Source organism: Bartonella silvatica, from assembly GCF_040545155.1.
GTDB classification, from domain to species: Bacteria; Pseudomonadota; Alphaproteobacteria; order Rhizobiales; family Rhizobiaceae; genus Bartonella; species Bartonella silvatica.
Genome location: NZ_JBEPLI010000023.1, coordinates 1 through 16,372, shown reverse-complemented (window position 1 = coordinate 16,372; position 16,372 = coordinate 1). Strand labels below are relative to the sequence as shown.

Below are 16,372 nucleotides of genomic sequence, written 5' to 3'. Positions count from 1 at the left end.
AGGCAAGATAAAGAGCTTAGTGACACAGAACGGCAGCTTCTTCATGAGATGATAGAAACCTACCAAGGTTTAAAGATGATGTCTCGTATAGTGAAATGGTTTACCTTTATTGTCTTTATGTTTGTTATTGATTTTGCCCGCCTTATGGACGCGTTAGAAAGTGTTTTCTCACACCTTAAAAAGTGGATAACCAAGAGTTAGAATTCACAAAATCTTTCCTTTAAAAATATGACAAAACAAGAATTTATACAAACATTGTTTGCGTGGATGGGTGGAAAACGCTATCTTCGTAAGAAAATTATACCGATTTTAAATAGTATTGATCATGAAACCTATGTTGAATCGTTTTTAGGCTCTGGTGTTATTTTTCTAAATAAAAGACCAGCAAAATATTCGGTGATTAATGATTTGAATGGAGAGATCACAAATCTGTTTCAATGTGTTCAAAACTATTTTGATGATTTAGCCAAACGATTGGAGTGGTTTGTTTGTTTAAGACAGTTGTTTTTTGATCTTGCGACGATTGACTCAGAAAGCCTTTCCAAAGTTGAAAGAGCCGCTCGCTTTTTGTTTCTCCAACGTTGCGTTCTGTATGGGAAAGAAGATTATCTCTCTTTTAGTTTTGGAAGAAAGAGACCAGTAGGGTTTAATCCCGAAAAGCTGTTATCAAGGATGAGACGTGTTAGGCAAAAATTGCTTGATACGACCATCTTAAATTTATCGCGAGAGCGGGTTATCGAGCATCTTTGATGCGCCTGATAGTTTATTTTATTTAGACCCGACTTATCTTGTACAGAAGAAGTGCTATAGCTCTGGGAATTTTGTTGAAGAGGATTTTTTAAGTATGGCAAAAGTTACCAAGGGTATCCAAGGAAAATTTGTTTTGAGTCTGAATGATTGTGATGCGGTTCGAAAGATCTTTAAGGATTTTGATTTTTTAGACGTCGAGACCCTTTGGGTAGCAGGCATGGCAAAAAAATACCCCGAAAAGAGCTTTTGATTCGCAATAATTAAGAGGCATATTACAAAATCCTATTCCCCCACTGTTATTTGGGAATCCCTGACTACAAAAAACACTCGGAAAACCAATAAGTTATTCTTAATAAAAAAATAAATGGCTCCCCGGGCCGGATTCGAACCAGCGACCAACCGGTTAACAGCCGGTTGCTCTACCGCTGAGCTACCGGGGAACACAACGCATGAGCATCTGCAAGGGCTATAGCAAAGCAATACTGATTTGCAAAGGATAAAATTACTTTTTTTTAAAAAAATATTATAAATTGAAGAAAAAGAGGAAAAAAGAATAGAGAAAGTGTCTACATCTTGACGGACGCGTTGCCTTCCCTTATTGACAGTTGTGTGTTTGTTAATGGGGCCTTGTGGCGGAATGGTTACGCAGAGGACTGCAAATCCTTGTATCCCGGTTCGATTCCGGGCGAGGCCTCCAGCCGATTTTAAACAAGATGGCCTTTAGGGGTAATATTTTAAGTGAAGTGTTCTCCTTTATGATAAGGTATTTTACCGACAGTGCAGATCGAATTTGATTGCTCGTTAGAAGTGCTCTTTTTTGTGATACACATAGTAAAGAAATTGAGGTCCTCATTATTGTCGTTTTTTTGTGGTCCTTGTTATACATAGGAGAGAATGGTCATCATGATTGCAGATTTTGCTGAGCTTCGCCGCAAAATGGTTGACAATCAAATTCGTACAGTTGATGTAACGGATTTATCGGTTCTTGAAGCATTTTTAACGGTGCCGCGTGAAAAGTTTGTACCAGAAGATATGAAGGCTTTAAGTTACCTTGATTCTGATATTATGGTATATCCAGAGCAAGAGGGTGTGCCGGCATGTTATTTGATGGCACCTGCTTCTTTAGCAAAACTGTTACAGCTTGCTTCTGTAAAAGCATCTGATGTTGTTTTAGACGTTGGCGCGAATAGTGGTTATTGTGCAGCATTGCTTTCAAAGCTTGCTAAATCTGTGGTTGCATTAGAAAATAATAAAGTTCTTGCCGAGCAAGCTGCTGAGGCTTTAGAATGTGATTGGTATAAAAATGTGGTTGTGGTTCATGGGCCTTTAGAGCAGGGGTGCACTGTTGATGGGCCGTATGATTTGATTTTTATCGAGGGAGCTGTTGATTTTGTTCCGGAAGGTATTTTTGATCAAATGAAAGATGGTGGGCGTCTCGTTGTGGTTGAGGGATGTGGTAATTCTGGTGTTGCGCGAATCTACGTAAAAGAAGATGGTGTTATTGCGGTACGTCGTGCTTTTAATCTTGCTGTAAAGCGTCTCCCTGGCTTTTTAAAAATACCTCACTTTGTATTTTAGTATTTGTAAATAGAAGATTTTTTATCTCTAATTGGGGGTTTGTTGTTGTGTTCGGAATAAATAAGAAGTTTCAGGTACCTTTTTTGCTGATTTTGGGTATTCTTATATCGGGGTCAGTTCGTGCTGAAACATTGATGGATGCTTTTGCTAAAGCTTATATACATAATGCCAAATTAAATAGTGAACGTGCAGCTGTGCGTATATCAAGTGATGATGTAGTCATTGCACGGTCAGGTTTATTGCCGCAAATTGAAGGGGTAGGAAGTTATGGACGTAATCGGTCTATTTCGGGATCTTATACCACTTCTGGGTCTGTGGGGGTAAGGTTAAACCAAAGGTTATTCGATGGTTTTATTACACAAAATACTTTTTCCTCTGCTCAGGTGAAGTTGCGGGCGCAGCGTGAATACCTTCGTAATGCTGAGCAAAATACATTCCTAGATGTTGTGACAGCATATGCGAATGTATATCAAGCACGTCGTGTTGCAGATCTTCGTAGAGAAAATTTAGCCGCTCTTGAAGAACATGTTCGTTCGAATAAAGCAAAACTTGACGTGGGAGAGGGAGGGCGTATTGATCTTGCTCAGGCACAGGCTGCACGTTCCGTGGCTGTTTCTGAACTGAGGCTTGCTCATGCTGATGTAAAAGCAGCGGAGGCCGCTTATCGACAGGTCATTGGTTCTGATCCTGCAAAGTTACAGCGTCCGGTAGTCGCAGGAAATTTACCCGTAAATCTTGATATTGCTTACCAAATGAGTTCTGCTATGCATCCAGCGATTCTCTATGCAAGATACTTGGTTGATGCTAGTCTTTACAATGTAAAGGCGAAAGAAGGTGCGTTGCTTCCTAAGGTTGATTTTTCTGCAGAAGCGTCTTATAACCGCATCTATAGCGGTGTTGGAGAAGATGGCGTTTCTAAATCAATAGGATTATCCGTGAGTGTTCCAATCTTTGAAGGAGGGCGTACATCTGCTCAAATTCGCCAGTCGAGGGAACAGCTTGGTCAGGCGCGTCTTCAGCTTGATTTGGCTTATAGTAATACAAGGCAGGCCCTTACTTCTGCTTGGTTTCAGTTAGAGGGAGCCAGTGCATCTGTTGTTGCTTACCGTGAAAGTGTTCGCGCTGCTGAAATTGCTCTTAAGGGGCGTGTTCAAGAAAACCGTGTGGGGCAGGCGACAACATTAGATGTTTTGAATTCTCGGACCCAATTGATTAATGCTCAAATCGCGCTTGCAATGGCAGAACGAAATGCTATCGTTGCGAGCTATAATGTTCAGTCTTCTGTTGGTAAATTGACTGCAAGTTATTTGGGTTTGAAAACGGTCAACTCTATACGATAATACATAAAAATGCCTTTTTAATCTGCAAAGAGTCTTTATTTTAAAAGATGATAAAATCGATCGTTGGTCATGTCAGAAAATAGATTATTTGAGCATTACTATAATTGTCTGTCATGCCTTTTTAAGGACAGCCATGTTTAAAATTATAGAAGAGAGTGTGTTGATCTTATAATTCTTTTGTTTACACTGAGAATGTGATTCTGTTTGTTTTTTGCGTCTTTGAAAGGTTTTAGGGTATGGTACAGAGTTCAAGCGTATTACGTGAGCCGAGTATGGATGAAATTTTGACATCTATACGAGAAATAATCGAGGAAAATGCGGTTCAGCCTGATCACTTTTTAAATGATAGTAGTGTAACAAGTGTTCCTGCAGATCGTTCAGAAGGAACAGCAGAGGAGGGGTATGATGCAACCTTATCAGTTGATGATGCCATGAAGGCTTTGGCTGATCGTATTGGTCTTTCTTCTGAAAAACAGGACTTTTCTTTGATGCAAGGGAAAGAGGGTAAAGGGGTGGAAAATGGTACAGTTGGCGTGGATATAAAAAATGTGAAGCCCTCTTCTGAGGAACAGAGTTCTGTTCATAAAGCAAAGGAATATAGTGGTGAGGTACATGTTTCGCAAGCAGAGAATATAGTGTCTAGTCGTGTTGAGTTATCTGAGTATTGTGTTTCTTCTGCGGAGAAGATTGCGAAGGATGTTTTGCGTCCGGCTATAGCTGAGTGGTTAAAAAATAAACTGCCCATTTTGCTTGAAAATATTCTGCGTGAAGAGATCGTTAAGGCCATTAAGAAGTCTTCCTAGCTCTTTGTTTTTTTCTGTTACTTTTCGTTTTTATGAAAGTTTTGTATAGACCTTTTCAGATGTAACTTGAATGAGTGCGTTTTGTAGATAGTACGATCATCTTTTAGATTATATATTGCGTTTTTTCAGCGGTGTTATGGGTGGTAGAATGTTAGAAAAAAACTATGATGCTGCTTCTATAGAGCAACGGGTTGCAAAGAGATGGGAGGCTCGTGGTGCTTTTGAAGCGGGAGTAGGTTCAAAAAGTGATGCGGAGCCTTTTTGTGTTATGCTACCGCCTCCCAATGTTACAGGCTCACTTCATATGGGGCACGCGCTTAATACGACAATTCAAGACATTATGGTTAGATACCAGCGGATGCGTGGTAAGAATGTGTTGTGGCAACCTGGTATGGATCACGCAGGGATCGCTACACAAATGATTGTTGAACGTCAACTTGCGGAGCGTAAAGAGCCAACACGCCAAGAAATGGGGCGAGAAAAATTTATTGAGCGTATTTGGGCGTGGCGTCATGAGACTGGGGGGGTTATTGCAAATCAGCTGCGTCGTCTTGGGGTTTCATGTGATTGGTCGCGTGAGCGATTTACAATGGATGAGGGGTTATCTCAAGCGGTTCGTGAAGTTTTTGTGACGCTTTATAAACAAGGGTTGATATATAAAGATAAGCGTTTGGTTAACTGGGATCCTAAACTGTTAACAGCTATTTCGGATCTTGAGGTTGAGCAAAAAGAAGTTAAAGGCTGTTTGTGGCACTTTAGATATCCACTGGAAGGTAAAGTTTTTGATCCCAATGATTCTACAACTTTTATAATTGTTGCGACAACACGGCCAGAAACAATGCTTGGGGATACCGGAATCGCGGTAAATCCTGAAGATGATCGTTATAAGGATCTTATTGGTCACAATGCTATTTTGCCGCTTGTTGGGCGTCGGTTATTGATTGTTGCTGATGCACATGCAGATCCTGATGAGGGAAGTGGTGCTGTAAAAATTACACCAGCACATGACTTCAATGATTTTGAGGTAGGGCAGCGAAATAATTTACGTTTAATTAATATCTTTACGAAGAAAGCTGAAATTTTTCTCCGTGAGAATGAAGCATTTTTTGAGGGGCTCACTTTATCTGATGACTTAAAAATATTGGTGGAAGATTTAGATCACTCTGATCGTTTTGTTGCGCGCGCCCGGATTGTTTCTTTGATGCAAGAGAGAGGATATTTGGCTGCTGTTGATGATCATCCTCACACTATTCCGCATGGAGATCGCAGTGGTGTACCTATTGAGCCATTTTTAACAGACCAATGGTATGTTCATGCTGCAGAATTAGCGAAGCCAGCAATAGAAGCAGTTCAGCAAGGAAAGATGCAATTTGTCCCCGATAATTGGAAGAAAACCTATTTCAATTGGATGCAAAATATTCAACCATGGTGTATTTCGCGTCAATTATGGTGGGGACATCAGATACCAGCTTGGTGCGGTCCTGATGGTGCCGTTTTTGTTGAAAAAACTGAAGAAGAAGCTTTAGCTGCGGCTTTTTCTCATTATGGTGAGGTGGTTGAATTAACGCGTGATCAAGATGTTCTGGATACATGGTTTTCATCTGCTCTTTGGCCTTTTTCAACATTGGGGTGGCCAAATAAAACAACTGAATTAGTGACCTTTTATCCAACATCTTTATCCGTTACAGGGTTTGATATTATCTTTTTTTGGGTTGCTCGCATGGTGATGATGGGACTTCACTTTATGGGTGAGGTGCCTTTTCCAACGGTTTATGTACACGCTCTCGTTCGAGATCAAAAGGGAGCAAAGATGTCTAAGTCCAAGGGGAATGTTATTGATCCATTGGAGCTCATTGATCAGTATAGCGCAGATGCACTTCGTTTTACTTTGGCAATTATGGCTGCACAGGGGCGTGATGTAAAACTTGATCCTTCCCGTATTGCAGGTTATCGTAATTTTGCTACAAAATTATGGAATGCTACTCGATTTTCACAGATGAATGGTGTTAAGCATGATCCGGATTTTAAGCCGGAAAAAGCAAAGCTTGCGCTTAATCGTTGGATTTTAACAGAGTTATCTAAAACTGCTTCGATCGTAACTTCTGGCATTGAAAATTATAAATTTAATGAAGCTGCTCGTGCACTTTATCATTTTATTTGGCATACATTGTGTGACTGGTATCTGGAGCTTTTAAAACCAGTGTTTCAAAGTTCGAATGAGGAAGCTAGAAATGAAGCACAGGCATGTACTGCTTTTGTTTTAGATGAGGTTTATAAGCTTCTTCATCCTTTTATGCCTCATATGACAGAAGAATTATGGTCTCTTACAGAAACGCAGGAAATGAAGCGTGAGGATATGCTGGCGTTAGTATCATGGCCAGAAGGAGCATTTGTGGATGAAGAGGCCGCTTCTGATATTAACTGGCTTATTGATGTCGTCAGTGGAATTCGGTCTGTGCGTTTTGAAATGAATATTCCGGCCGGTACGTTTGCACCTCTTGTTATTGTAGAAGGGGGAAAAATAACACGAGAGCGTGTGCAACGTTATGGTGCGCTTCTTAAAAAATTAGCGCGTATTGAGACGATTGATTTCTCTGAAAAAGCTCCAAAGGTATCGGCGCAGATGATTTTAGGAGAGGAGATCTTTTGTTTACCATTGGGGCAGTTAATTGATTTGGAAGCTGAGCGTGCTCGTTTAATGAAAAACATGAATAAAATGGAGCAGGATATTGAAAAACTATCAGTTAAATTAAACAATCCTAAATTTATAGAAAATGCAAAACCTGAAATTGTTGAGCTTGAGCGTAATAGGATTGTAGAATTACGTGCTGCGCAGAAAAAAATATCTGTTGCTTTAGAGAGATTGACATAATTACAATTTTTTCTTGTATGAGTTCAGGCTATTGTCATTTCTCATTGAGAGTTTTTTTTAAGAAAGATTTTTTAATTCAACTTTTTAGTACTTTGTTTACAGATACTCTAGATAGAGTTTAAGAACTGCTGTCCTTTTTACGTTTATAAAACTATAAGTTGGTCTGCATTATACTTTTTTATTTAAGTTATTTACTGTTCTTGTTGAGTACTTATTATATATCATTATTATTCTAATAAATATAATTGAAGTAAAATTATATATAATATACATTATGCATTATAATATATTATATCTTAAATGTTTTTTATTGTGGTTTTTTGAATATAATAAACAATAAGATAAGAGGGGGTGGATGATAAATAGACTTAGGTTATGGAAAAAAGCTGCGATTGTTATAATTGGAGGGGGAGTTCTTTGCTTTACTTATGTCATAGACGTAAATAGTGCACAGAAATCTGCTGCTGATTCGTTTTATTTTTTAAAGCGTGGTATGTTTGCTTATAAAAATGGTCAAATAAATCAAGCCATTTCAGATTTACAGCGCGCAGCGCGTATGGGCAATATTGGTGCAAGTTGGAAGTTTGGTCATATCTATGCAGATGGTGATGGTGTTCCTGAAGATGATTATAGAGCGTATAAATTTTTTGCGCATATCGTTAAAAAGGTGCTTACCTTGGCTCAGAGGGTGAGAGCTATGTTTCTGATGCATTGGTAAAACTTGCAAATTATATCAAAAAAGGTATTCCTCGTACATTTGTAAAAGCTAATCCTTCTTATGCTGCTTATCTTTATATGCGGGCTGCGGTGAATTATAGAAACCCCACAGCTCAATATCAGTTGGAAAAAATGTTTTTAAAGGGAGAGGGAAGAGAGAAAAACCTTTTACAGGCAGCACGATGGTTTCAACTTTCAGCTAGAAAAGGAAATCATCGTGCTCAAGCGATGCTTGGAAATATATTTCTTCAGGCAGGAAAAACTGTTCGCGGCGCTGTTATGTTAACTATAGCCTATGAAAAAGCTAATGTAAAAGACCGAGATTGGATTCGCCCTATGCAAGAATATGCTTTTTCTGTTTGTAATGAATTTGAAAAACGCGCTGCAATGTCTCTGGTTGATGATATTTTAAAAAATAACAGTTCTTTAATATGTTAGTGGAACATTCTCATCCGTAAATTATGTTTCGTTGATGTTGCAGCTACAAAAGAAAAGCTTATAATTGTAATGTGATAGTTAATGGTTGAGAACTTTAGATAAAAATTCTTGTGTGCGTGGTGTTCTAGCTTGAGGATTCGAAAAGAACTCTTTAGATAAGCAGTCTTCAAGAATTTTTCCTTGATCCATGAAAACAACACGCTCCGAAACTTTTTCTGCGAATCCCATTTCATGGGTTACGCAAATCATTGTCATTCCTTCTTCTGCTAAATTGACCATGACATCTAACACTTCTCCTACCATTTCAGGATCTAAAGCCGATGTTGGTTCATCAAAAAGCATAACAAGTGGATCCATAGTTAAGGCGCGCGCGATAGCAACACGTTGTTGTTGACCACCAGAAAGTTGACCAGGATATTTATCTTTATGTTCAATGAGTCCAACACGTTCAAGATACAATAGACCACGGTCAAGTGCTTCTTTTTTGCTGCGCTTTAGAACTTTGATTTGTGCAATTGTCAAATTTTCTGTGACAGATAAATGTGGAAAAAGTTCGAAGTGCTGAAAAACCATTCCTACTTGACTGCGTAATTTAGGAAGATTTGTTTTTGGGGAATGAACCGGTGTTCCGTTAATCCAAATTTCACCTTTTTGAAAAGGCACTAAAGCGTTAATGGTTTTAATGAGTGTTGATTTTCCGGAGCCGGATGGTCCACAAACCACAACAACTTCTCCTTTATTAATATTGGCTGTACAGTTTTTAAGAACATTAACTTCGCCATACCAGTTAGAAACATTTTTTATTTCGATCATATGAGTAGACATTTTTTTTCCTGTTAGCGAATAATGGATGTTTTTTTCTGTAAATATAGAACTATTTGTGACAATGTGAAACAGATAACAAAATAGAAGACGGCTGCTAAGATATAAGCTTCTTGCTTTACACCAAAATTATTAGCAACAATATCAAAACTGTTTAAAAGGCTATTACCGCTGATTGCATAGACAAGAGTTGTATCTTGGAATAGGATAATGACCTGTGTTAAAAAAACAGGAAGCATATCTCTCAAAGCTTGTGGAAGAATTACGATATACATATTTTGCCAATACGTCATTCCAAGAGCTTGCCCTGCATGTTTTTGTCCTTGCGAAACAGAGTTTATGCCTGCACGCATAATTTCTGCAAAATAAGCGGTTTCAAATGCGGTAAAGGTGATGAGTGCTGATTTGTTTGCACCAATTGACGAGCCTGTGAGAAAAGGTAAAAGTACAAAAAACCATAAAATAACCATAACAAGCGGAATTGAGCGCATAGCCGTTATGTAAATTACTGCAAGCCAAGAGAGTAGCTTCATAGAAGAAAGCCGCATCATTGCTAATAGCGTTCCGAAAATAAGTCCAAATGCTGTTGCAAAAAAGGTTAGAAAAACGCTAAAGAGTAACCCTGATAAAATATAAGAACGAAATATATCAAAAGTGAAAAATGAAAAATCAAAGTCTGAAAAATCGAAAGGAGAAGAAAATCCAAACTGAGAGGTTATGAAATCGATCATATTCAGTGTTCCTCTGTTTGAAAATTAGGAATTTTTAGCATTTGCTCAATTATTGTCATAACGATAAATATGCATAAAGCTACAAGAATATATAGAAGCGTAACGATGAGATAGTTTTCATAAACATGACTGACCTCTTCAATCGCTTGATATTGAAATTGCATCAGTTCATTTATTGAAACAGCGAAGGCTATGGATGAATTCTTTACAATGCCCATTGCTTCTGATGTAAGCGGTGGCATAATTGTGCGTATGGCGCGCGGTAATATAATATAACGATAGACTTGATAGGTCGTAAATCCCATTGCCATGGCTGCATAACGCTGTCCAGAAGGAATAGCCTCAATCCCTGAGCGAACTTGTTCTGCGATTCGAGCAGATGTAAAAAATCCCAAAGCGCAGGTTACCAATAGAATCGGTGAAAAACTCATTGCTGGTGGATAAATCTTAGGCGCAACAAAATACCATAGAAAGACTTGAACAAGCAGCGGAATGTTACGCATAACTTCTACCCAGATGCTTCCAATCAGGCGCAAGAAACAACGGATTATGGACGTGTTTGGTAAAGTACGCATTGTCCCTATAATAACACCCAAGAATACAGCCAATATTAGTGAGGAAATGGATAATATAACTGTATTTTTAAAGCCATCAAGCAATGTGTCTAAATAAGTATGACTCACACCAGGTGTTCCAAGACATCCAGCCACGAGTGTTTGGTTAAGATCATCTCTACAAAGGAAAGAAAAGTCCATTAGTTGATACTTCCTAAATCGAATCACCTGTAAAATAGAGTGAGAAATGAGTAGTACTTATATATGTTAAGTTTATTAACAAATGAACGAAAACACAACTACACTCTATTTGAAAAGAGTGTAGTTATTTTTTATTTAGAAGTTCATCAATTATTTTGAGTGTAGCTTTCACGAGGTTTATTGTTTGGGTGTTCCCAAGCATATCTCGTTTGTTTTGATAAGGGAAGGTTCATAACAGTATTAGCAGGTGGGATTGGTTCCATAAACCATTTATCATAAAGCTTCTCAAGCGACCCATCTTTAATCTGGTGTAGGATACTATCATTGATTGCTTTTTCGAGTTTTTTGTCATTTAAGCGAAGCATACAAGCAATGGGTTCGACTGAAAGCACAGTATCAAGAATGATATAATCAGATGGATCTTTTGATTTAGCGATATGTCCCGCAAGAATTGAAGCATCCATAACAAATGCGTCAGCACGGCCTGATTCTAATAATAAGAAGCTATCTCCATGATCTTTCCCTTTTACAACGTTGAAATGAAGGTTTTTTGCGCGTTTATTTTTACGGAGAAGTTGTACAGATGTTGCACCAGTAGTGGTTGCAACTGTTTTTCCATTTAAGTCAGCAAGGGATTTAATGTTAGAGTTTTTCTTTACGGCAATTCGAACTTCTTCGACATAAGTGGTATAAGCAAATGCTGCTTCTTTACTGCGGGCAACGTCATTTGTTGTTGAACCACACTCAAAATCATAGGTTTTGTTTCTCAAGAGAGGAATTCTGTTTTGTGATGTGATAGGAAGGTACTTAATTTTAATTGGTTTACCAATTTTTTGGGAAATATCGTTAACAATATGCTCAGCCATTTCTGTATGGAAACCGACATATTTTCCATCACCAAGGGCATAGCCTAAACCTGACGATTCACGAACTCCTAAGGTAATTTCTCCTGTTTTTTTAATTTTTTCAAGTGTATCATTTCCAGCATATGCAGCGTTTGCCATCCCAATAGCCGCTGCAATAAATATTAACATTGCTTTTCTCATTGTACCCTCTGTTTTGTTCATTATTGATTGTTTAAGATATATTACCATGTATGATGTAGCACATTTATTATTCTAGGTGGGATATTTTTTTAACTTAATAAAATGAGTGCTTTACTTTATTAATCAAACTTAAAGTGAGCCCAAACAGGCGTGTGATCCGATGTTTTTTGGTATCCTCTCACTTCTGTTTGGCTGTAAGCACAGATCAGTTGGTCCACGGCCTCTGGTGATAATAGTAGATGATCAATACGAATTCCGTTATTTTTTCGCCAAGCACTGGCTTGAAAGTCCCAGAAGCTAAAGGAGGAGGTATCTGTAACATTACGAATAGCGTCGTAAAAACCTAAGTGCACAATGCGTTGAAATGCTTGTCTTGTCTGTGGAAGGAATAAAGCATCATGACTCCACTCGTGGGGCTTCTTTGCATCCAATGAGGTAGGGATAACATTATAGTCACCGGCTAGAATAAGGGGCTCTTCATATGCAAGTAATGATTTCGCATGCGCATAAAATCTTTCCATCCAGTTCATTTTATAGGAGTATTTTTCGCTTTCTACAGGGTTTCCATTTGGAAGATAGATGGAGGCGATACGGATAACACCTTTGTTTGTTGAATAAACGGCTTCAATATAGCGCGCTTGTTCATCATTATTATTGCCTGGTAAGCGGCGGTTTACTTCATCAGGTGTTTTTTTAGAAAGAATCGCAACACCATTAAAACTTTTTTGTCCGTGTGCCTCTATATGATAACCTAATTCTTCAATTGAATCACGGGGAAAGTTGTCATCAATAGTTTTTGTTTCTTGTAAACAGACTATGTCGGGTTCTTCTTGCTTTAGCCATTGATATAATGTTTTGTGTCGCGCTTTTATCCCAGCGATATTCCACGTTGCTACTTTCATGGCCTTTAATCTTAAATAATATTAATTATGAAGTTTGTTATTATTGTCTAAGTTATTTCTATAAATTTATTCACAATGCGTTATGTTGTGGTCCTTGGTTTATTGTAGATAGATCTTACTATGAATATTTCATTTATCAAGAATTTCTGTGAAAACCTAATTTCAAGTATTATTTATTTTTTTCAAGTTTCTTATGTTTAGTTCTTGACGAATGTATATGTTCTCGCTATGAGAGGACACTATAGCTGATGTGAGAGTGATTAGTAGATTTGGATATTTATTCAAAAGTTCATTCAAGCAGGTTCTGTTTTAAAGATTTAAGTGCTAGTGCAAAAGGCTATTGCCTTCTCTGCGTGTCGTCGGGTAAGCTGTTTTTAACAGTTGGCCTGGTTTTATGTGTAGAACAGGTATTTGCTCCGGTTTTCGGGGTGGTTGGAAATGAAAAGCCCAAAAGGGTAAACGAGTATAGATCGAAAAAGAGGAAGGTTGCATGCCTACCGTAAACCAGTTAATTCGCAAGCCGCGTGTTGTGTCGGTTAAGCGTAATAAGGTTCCTGCTCTCCAGTCGAACCCGCAAAAGCGTGGTGTTTGTACGCGTGTTTATACAACAACGCCGAAGAAACCGAACTCTGCGCTTCGTAAGGTTGCTAAGGTCCGTTTGACAAATGGATTTGAGGTAATTGGTTATATTCCTGGGGAAGGGCATAATCTCCAAGAACACTCAGTTGTTATGATTCGGGGTGGTCGTGTGAAGGATTTGCCAGGAGTTCGTTATCACATTATTCGTGGTTTGCTTGATACTCAGGGTGTCAAGAATCGTAAACAGCGTCGTTCAAAATATGGCGCAAAGCGTCCAAAATAATATTGAGAGACAAAGCTAATGTCCCGTCGCCATAGAGCAGAAAAACGTGAGATTAATCCGGATCCTAAATTTGGTGATCTGGTTATTACGAAATTTATGAATGCCATTATGTTTAGTGGTAAGAAATCGGTCGCTGAGCGCATAGTGTATGGTGCGCTTGAGGTTGTTGAGAAGAAAGTGAAGACGGATCCTGTGGCCCTGTTTCATCAAGCGCTAGAGAATGTTGCTCCTCATATTGAGGTTCGTTCGCGCCGTGTTGGTGGTGCTACTTATCAGGTTCCAATTGATGTTCGTCCTGATCGTCGTCAGGCTCTTGCTATTCGCTGGTTGATTTCAGCGGCACGTGGGCGGAATGAGACAACGATGATTGATCGTCTTTCTGGTGAGTTGATGGATGCGGCTAATAATCGTGGTTCTGCAGTGAAAAAGCGTGAAGATGTTCACCGTATGGCTGAGGCAAATCGTGCATTTTCTCATTATCGCTGGTAGGTATGTTTAAGATTTAAGGCAAATACAATGGCTCGCGAATATAAAATTGAAGACTATCGTAATTTCGGTATTATGGCACATATTGATGCTGGTAAGACCACTATGACTGAGCGCATTTTGTTCTATACGGGTAAGAGCCATAAAATTGGTGAAACTCATGATGGTGCTTCTACGATGGATTGGATGGAGCAGGAGCAGGAGCGTGGTATTACGATCACATCTGCTGCGACAACAACCTTTTGGGAGGGGCGTGATGGTCGCAAGCGGCGCTTTAATATCATTGATACGCCAGGTCACGTCGATTTTACTATCGAAGTTGAACGTTCATTGCGTGTCCTTGATGGAGCGATTGCTTTATTAGATGCGAATGCTGGTGTGGAGCCTCAGACGGAGACTGTTTGGAGGCAGGCTGAAAAATATCGTGTGCCGCGTATGGTTTTTGTTAATAAAATGGATAAGATAGGTGCTGATTTCTATCGTAGTGTAGAAATGGTTGGTTCTCGTTTGGGGGCTAAGGCGCTTGTTGTGCAGTTGCCAATTGGTGCTGAAAATGACTTTAAGGGTGTCGTTGATCTCGTTGAAATGAAGGCCTTGGAGTGGGATGGTTCTATCGGTTCTGCAGCGGTAGTGGGTGAAATTCCCTCTGATTTGAAGGAAAAGGCGGAAGAGTATCGCGAAAAATTGATTGAGATGGCTGTTGAGGTTGATGAAGCGGCTACGGAGGCCTATCTGGAGGGTGTTATGCCGACGAATGAGCAGCTTGTTGCCCTTATTCGTAAAGGGACTATAGATGTCCAGTTTCATCCAGTCCTTTGTGGTACAGCTTTTAAAAATAAAGGGGTGCAGCCGCTTTTGGATGCTGTTGTTTCTTATCTTCCTTCTCCAGTTGATGTGCCGCCAATTAATGGTATTGATGTAAAAACTGAAAATGAGGCGACGCGTGAATCCTCAGATGATGCTCCACTTTCTATGCTTGCTTTTAAGATTATGAATGATCCGTTTGTGGGGTCTTTAACATTTTGTCGTATTTATTCTGGTAAGGTGCAAAAAGGTGTTTCTCTTGAAAATACTGTGAAAAGAAAAAGAGAGCGTTTAGGGCGTATGCTTCAAATGCATTCTAATTCTCGTGAGGATATTGAGGAGGCCTTTGCTGGTGATATTGTTGCTCTTGCAGGGCTGAAGGAAACGACAACAGGAGATACTCTCTGTGATCCTCTGAAGCCGATTATTTTAGAACGGATGGATTTTCCAGATCCTGTGATTGAGATTGCGATTGAGCCAAAAACAAAAGCAGATCAGGAGAAAATGGGTATTGCGCTTAATCGCTTGGCTGCTGAGGATCCTTCATTTCGTGTGAAGTCTGATGAGGAATCGGGGCAGACTATTATAGCTGGAATGGGTGAGCTTCACCTTGATATTATTGTTGACCGTATGCGGCGTGAGTTTAAAGTTGAAGCGAATATTGGTCAGCCTCAGGTTGCATATCGTGAGTCGATTACTAAAGTAGCGGAAATTGATTATACACATAAGAAACAGTCTGGTGGTGCTGGGCAATTTGCTCGTGTAAAAATTATTTTCGAGCCTCATGATGGGGATGACTTTATCTTTGAGTCGAAAATTGTTGGTGGTGCTGTTCCTAAAGAATATATTCCTGGTGTTCAAAAGGGAATTGAGAGCGTTATGGGGTCTGGTCCTCTTGCGGGATTTCCTATGCTTGGTGTAAAGGCTACTTTGATTGACGGTGGTTACCATGACGTTGACTCTTCTGTTTTGGCTTTTGAGATTGCTGCTCGTGCGGCATTTCGCGATGGGGCGAAGAAAGCGGGTGCGCAGCTTCTTGAGCCAATTATGAAAGTGGAGGTTGTAACACCAGAAGATTATGTTGGTGATGTTATTGGTGATCTCAACTCTCGTCGTGGTCAAATTTCAGGAACTGAAGCACGTGGCATTGCGACAGTTGTCAATGCAATGGTTCCTTTGGCAAATATGTTTGGTTATGTGAACACTCTTCGCTCTATGAGTCAGGGGCGTGCGCAATATACAATGCAGTTTGATCATTACGAGCCTGTTCCTTCGGCCGTTGCTTTGGAGATTCAGAAGAAATACGCGTGATTTTTTAAGTCATTAATTTTTAACTTAGTCCTTGATTTGGATGGAAAATGGAGAGCTCAAATGGCAAAGAGCAAATTTGAACGTACGAAGCCGCATGTTAATATTGGTACGATTGGTCACGTTGATCATGGGAAGACATCACTAACAGCAGCGAT

General features: G+C 39.3%; 16 protein-coding genes, 2 tRNA genes and 1 pseudogene. 13 read left to right on the top strand and 6 right to left on the bottom strand.

The features are described from left to right. The 3 genes from ABID23_RS07015 to ABID23_RS08225 all read left to right on the top strand — a co-directional run. The coding region (locus ABID23_RS07015; RefSeq protein WP_354190651.1) for a hypothetical protein at positions 1-201 on the top strand (201 nt) is incomplete at its 5' end. Positions 202-228: 27 nt separating this feature from the next. Further along, positions 229-750 (top strand): DNA adenine methylase, encoded by a 522-nt coding sequence (locus ABID23_RS07010; RefSeq protein WP_494337407.1) that lies wholly within the window; start codon positions 229-231, stop codon positions 748-750. Further along, entirely contained in the window at positions 716-1,000 is a 285-nt protein-coding gene (locus ABID23_RS08225) for a DNA adenine methylase (protein WP_494337408.1), read from the top strand. Before ABID23_RS07010 ends, ABID23_RS08225 begins: the two co-directional genes overlap by 35 nt. Positions 1,001-1,115: 115 nt before the next feature. On the opposite strand, the gene ABID23_RS07005 is transcribed toward ABID23_RS08225, so the two are convergent. Then, a tRNA-Asn gene (locus ABID23_RS07005) sits at positions 1,116-1,190 on the bottom strand. Between the two features lie 183 nt (positions 1,191-1,373). On the opposite strand from ABID23_RS07005, the gene ABID23_RS07000 reads away from it, so the two are divergent. From ABID23_RS07000 to ABID23_RS06975, 6 genes and pseudogenes are all read left to right on the top strand, one after another. Then, positions 1,374-1,447 (top strand) — tRNA-Cys (locus ABID23_RS07000). A 206-nt stretch (positions 1,448-1,653) separates the two neighbouring features. Beyond that, positions 1,654-2,328: a protein-L-isoaspartate O-methyltransferase family protein gene (locus tag ABID23_RS06995; RefSeq protein WP_354190649.1), complete on the top strand. Its 675-nt coding sequence runs from the start codon at positions 1,654-1,656 to the stop codon at positions 2,326-2,328. Positions 2,329-2,351: 23 nt separating this feature from the next. After that, positions 2,352-3,668, top strand: coding sequence for a TolC family outer membrane protein (locus tag ABID23_RS06990; protein WP_354190655.1), 1,317 nt, complete (start codon positions 2,352-2,354; stop codon positions 3,666-3,668). A 236-nt stretch (positions 3,669-3,904) separates the two neighbouring features. Further along, a complete protein-coding gene (locus tag ABID23_RS06985) occupies positions 3,905-4,471 on the top strand; it encodes a DUF2497 domain-containing protein (protein WP_354190647.1) in 567 nt (188 codons plus the stop codon). A gap of 148 nt (positions 4,472-4,619) precedes the next feature. Continuing rightward, positions 4,620-7,343, top strand: a complete 2,724-nt coding sequence (locus ABID23_RS06980; protein ID WP_354190645.1) for a valine--tRNA ligase — start codon at positions 4,620-4,622, stop codon at positions 7,341-7,343. A gap of 355 nt (positions 7,344-7,698) precedes the next feature. Further along, a pseudogene (locus tag ABID23_RS06975) lies at positions 7,699-8,498 on the top strand (tetratricopeptide repeat protein). Between the two features lie 78 nt (positions 8,499-8,576). Here ABID23_RS06975 and ABID23_RS06970 read toward each other — a convergent pair. The 5 genes from ABID23_RS06970 to xth form a co-directional block, all read right to left on the bottom strand. Then, positions 8,577-9,323, bottom strand: a complete 747-nt coding sequence (locus tag ABID23_RS06970) for an amino acid ABC transporter ATP-binding protein (RefSeq protein WP_354190643.1) — start codon at positions 9,321-9,323, stop codon at positions 8,577-8,579. 11 nt (positions 9,324-9,334) lie between these two features. After that, positions 9,335-10,051, bottom strand: a complete 717-nt coding sequence (locus ABID23_RS06965; protein WP_354190641.1) for an amino acid ABC transporter permease — start codon at positions 10,049-10,051, stop codon at positions 9,335-9,337. Positions 10,052-10,053: 2 nt separating this feature from the next. After that, positions 10,054-10,806, bottom strand: a complete 753-nt coding sequence (locus ABID23_RS06960) for an amino acid ABC transporter permease (protein ID WP_354190639.1) — start codon at positions 10,804-10,806, stop codon at positions 10,054-10,056. A gap of 146 nt (positions 10,807-10,952) precedes the next feature. After that, a complete protein-coding gene (locus tag ABID23_RS06955; RefSeq protein ID WP_354190653.1) occupies positions 10,953-11,852 on the bottom strand; it encodes a transporter substrate-binding domain-containing protein in 900 nt (299 codons plus the stop codon). Positions 11,853-11,971: 119 nt separating this feature from the next. Continuing rightward, complete coding sequence (gene xth, locus ABID23_RS06950; RefSeq protein WP_354190637.1) at positions 11,972-12,754, bottom strand: exodeoxyribonuclease III; 783 nt, start codon at positions 12,752-12,754, stop codon at positions 11,972-11,974. A gap of 490 nt (positions 12,755-13,244) precedes the next feature. On the opposite strand from xth, the gene rpsL reads away from it, so the two are divergent. The 4 genes from rpsL to ABID23_RS06930 all read left to right on the top strand — a co-directional run. Beyond that, a complete protein-coding gene (gene rpsL / locus ABID23_RS06945; protein WP_354190635.1) occupies positions 13,245-13,616 on the top strand; it encodes a 30S ribosomal protein S12 in 372 nt (123 codons plus the stop codon). Between the two features lie 18 nt (positions 13,617-13,634). Continuing rightward, a complete protein-coding gene (gene rpsG / locus ABID23_RS06940; protein ID WP_354190633.1) occupies positions 13,635-14,105 on the top strand; it encodes a 30S ribosomal protein S7 in 471 nt (156 codons plus the stop codon). A gap of 27 nt (positions 14,106-14,132) precedes the next feature. Beyond that, entirely contained in the window at positions 14,133-16,217 is a 2,085-nt protein-coding gene (fusA, locus tag ABID23_RS06935) for an elongation factor G (protein WP_354190631.1), read from the top strand. Between the two features lie 60 nt (positions 16,218-16,277). Next, the coding region (locus ABID23_RS06930) for a GTP-binding protein (protein ID WP_002972655.1) at positions 16,278-16,372 on the top strand (95 nt) is incomplete at its 3' end.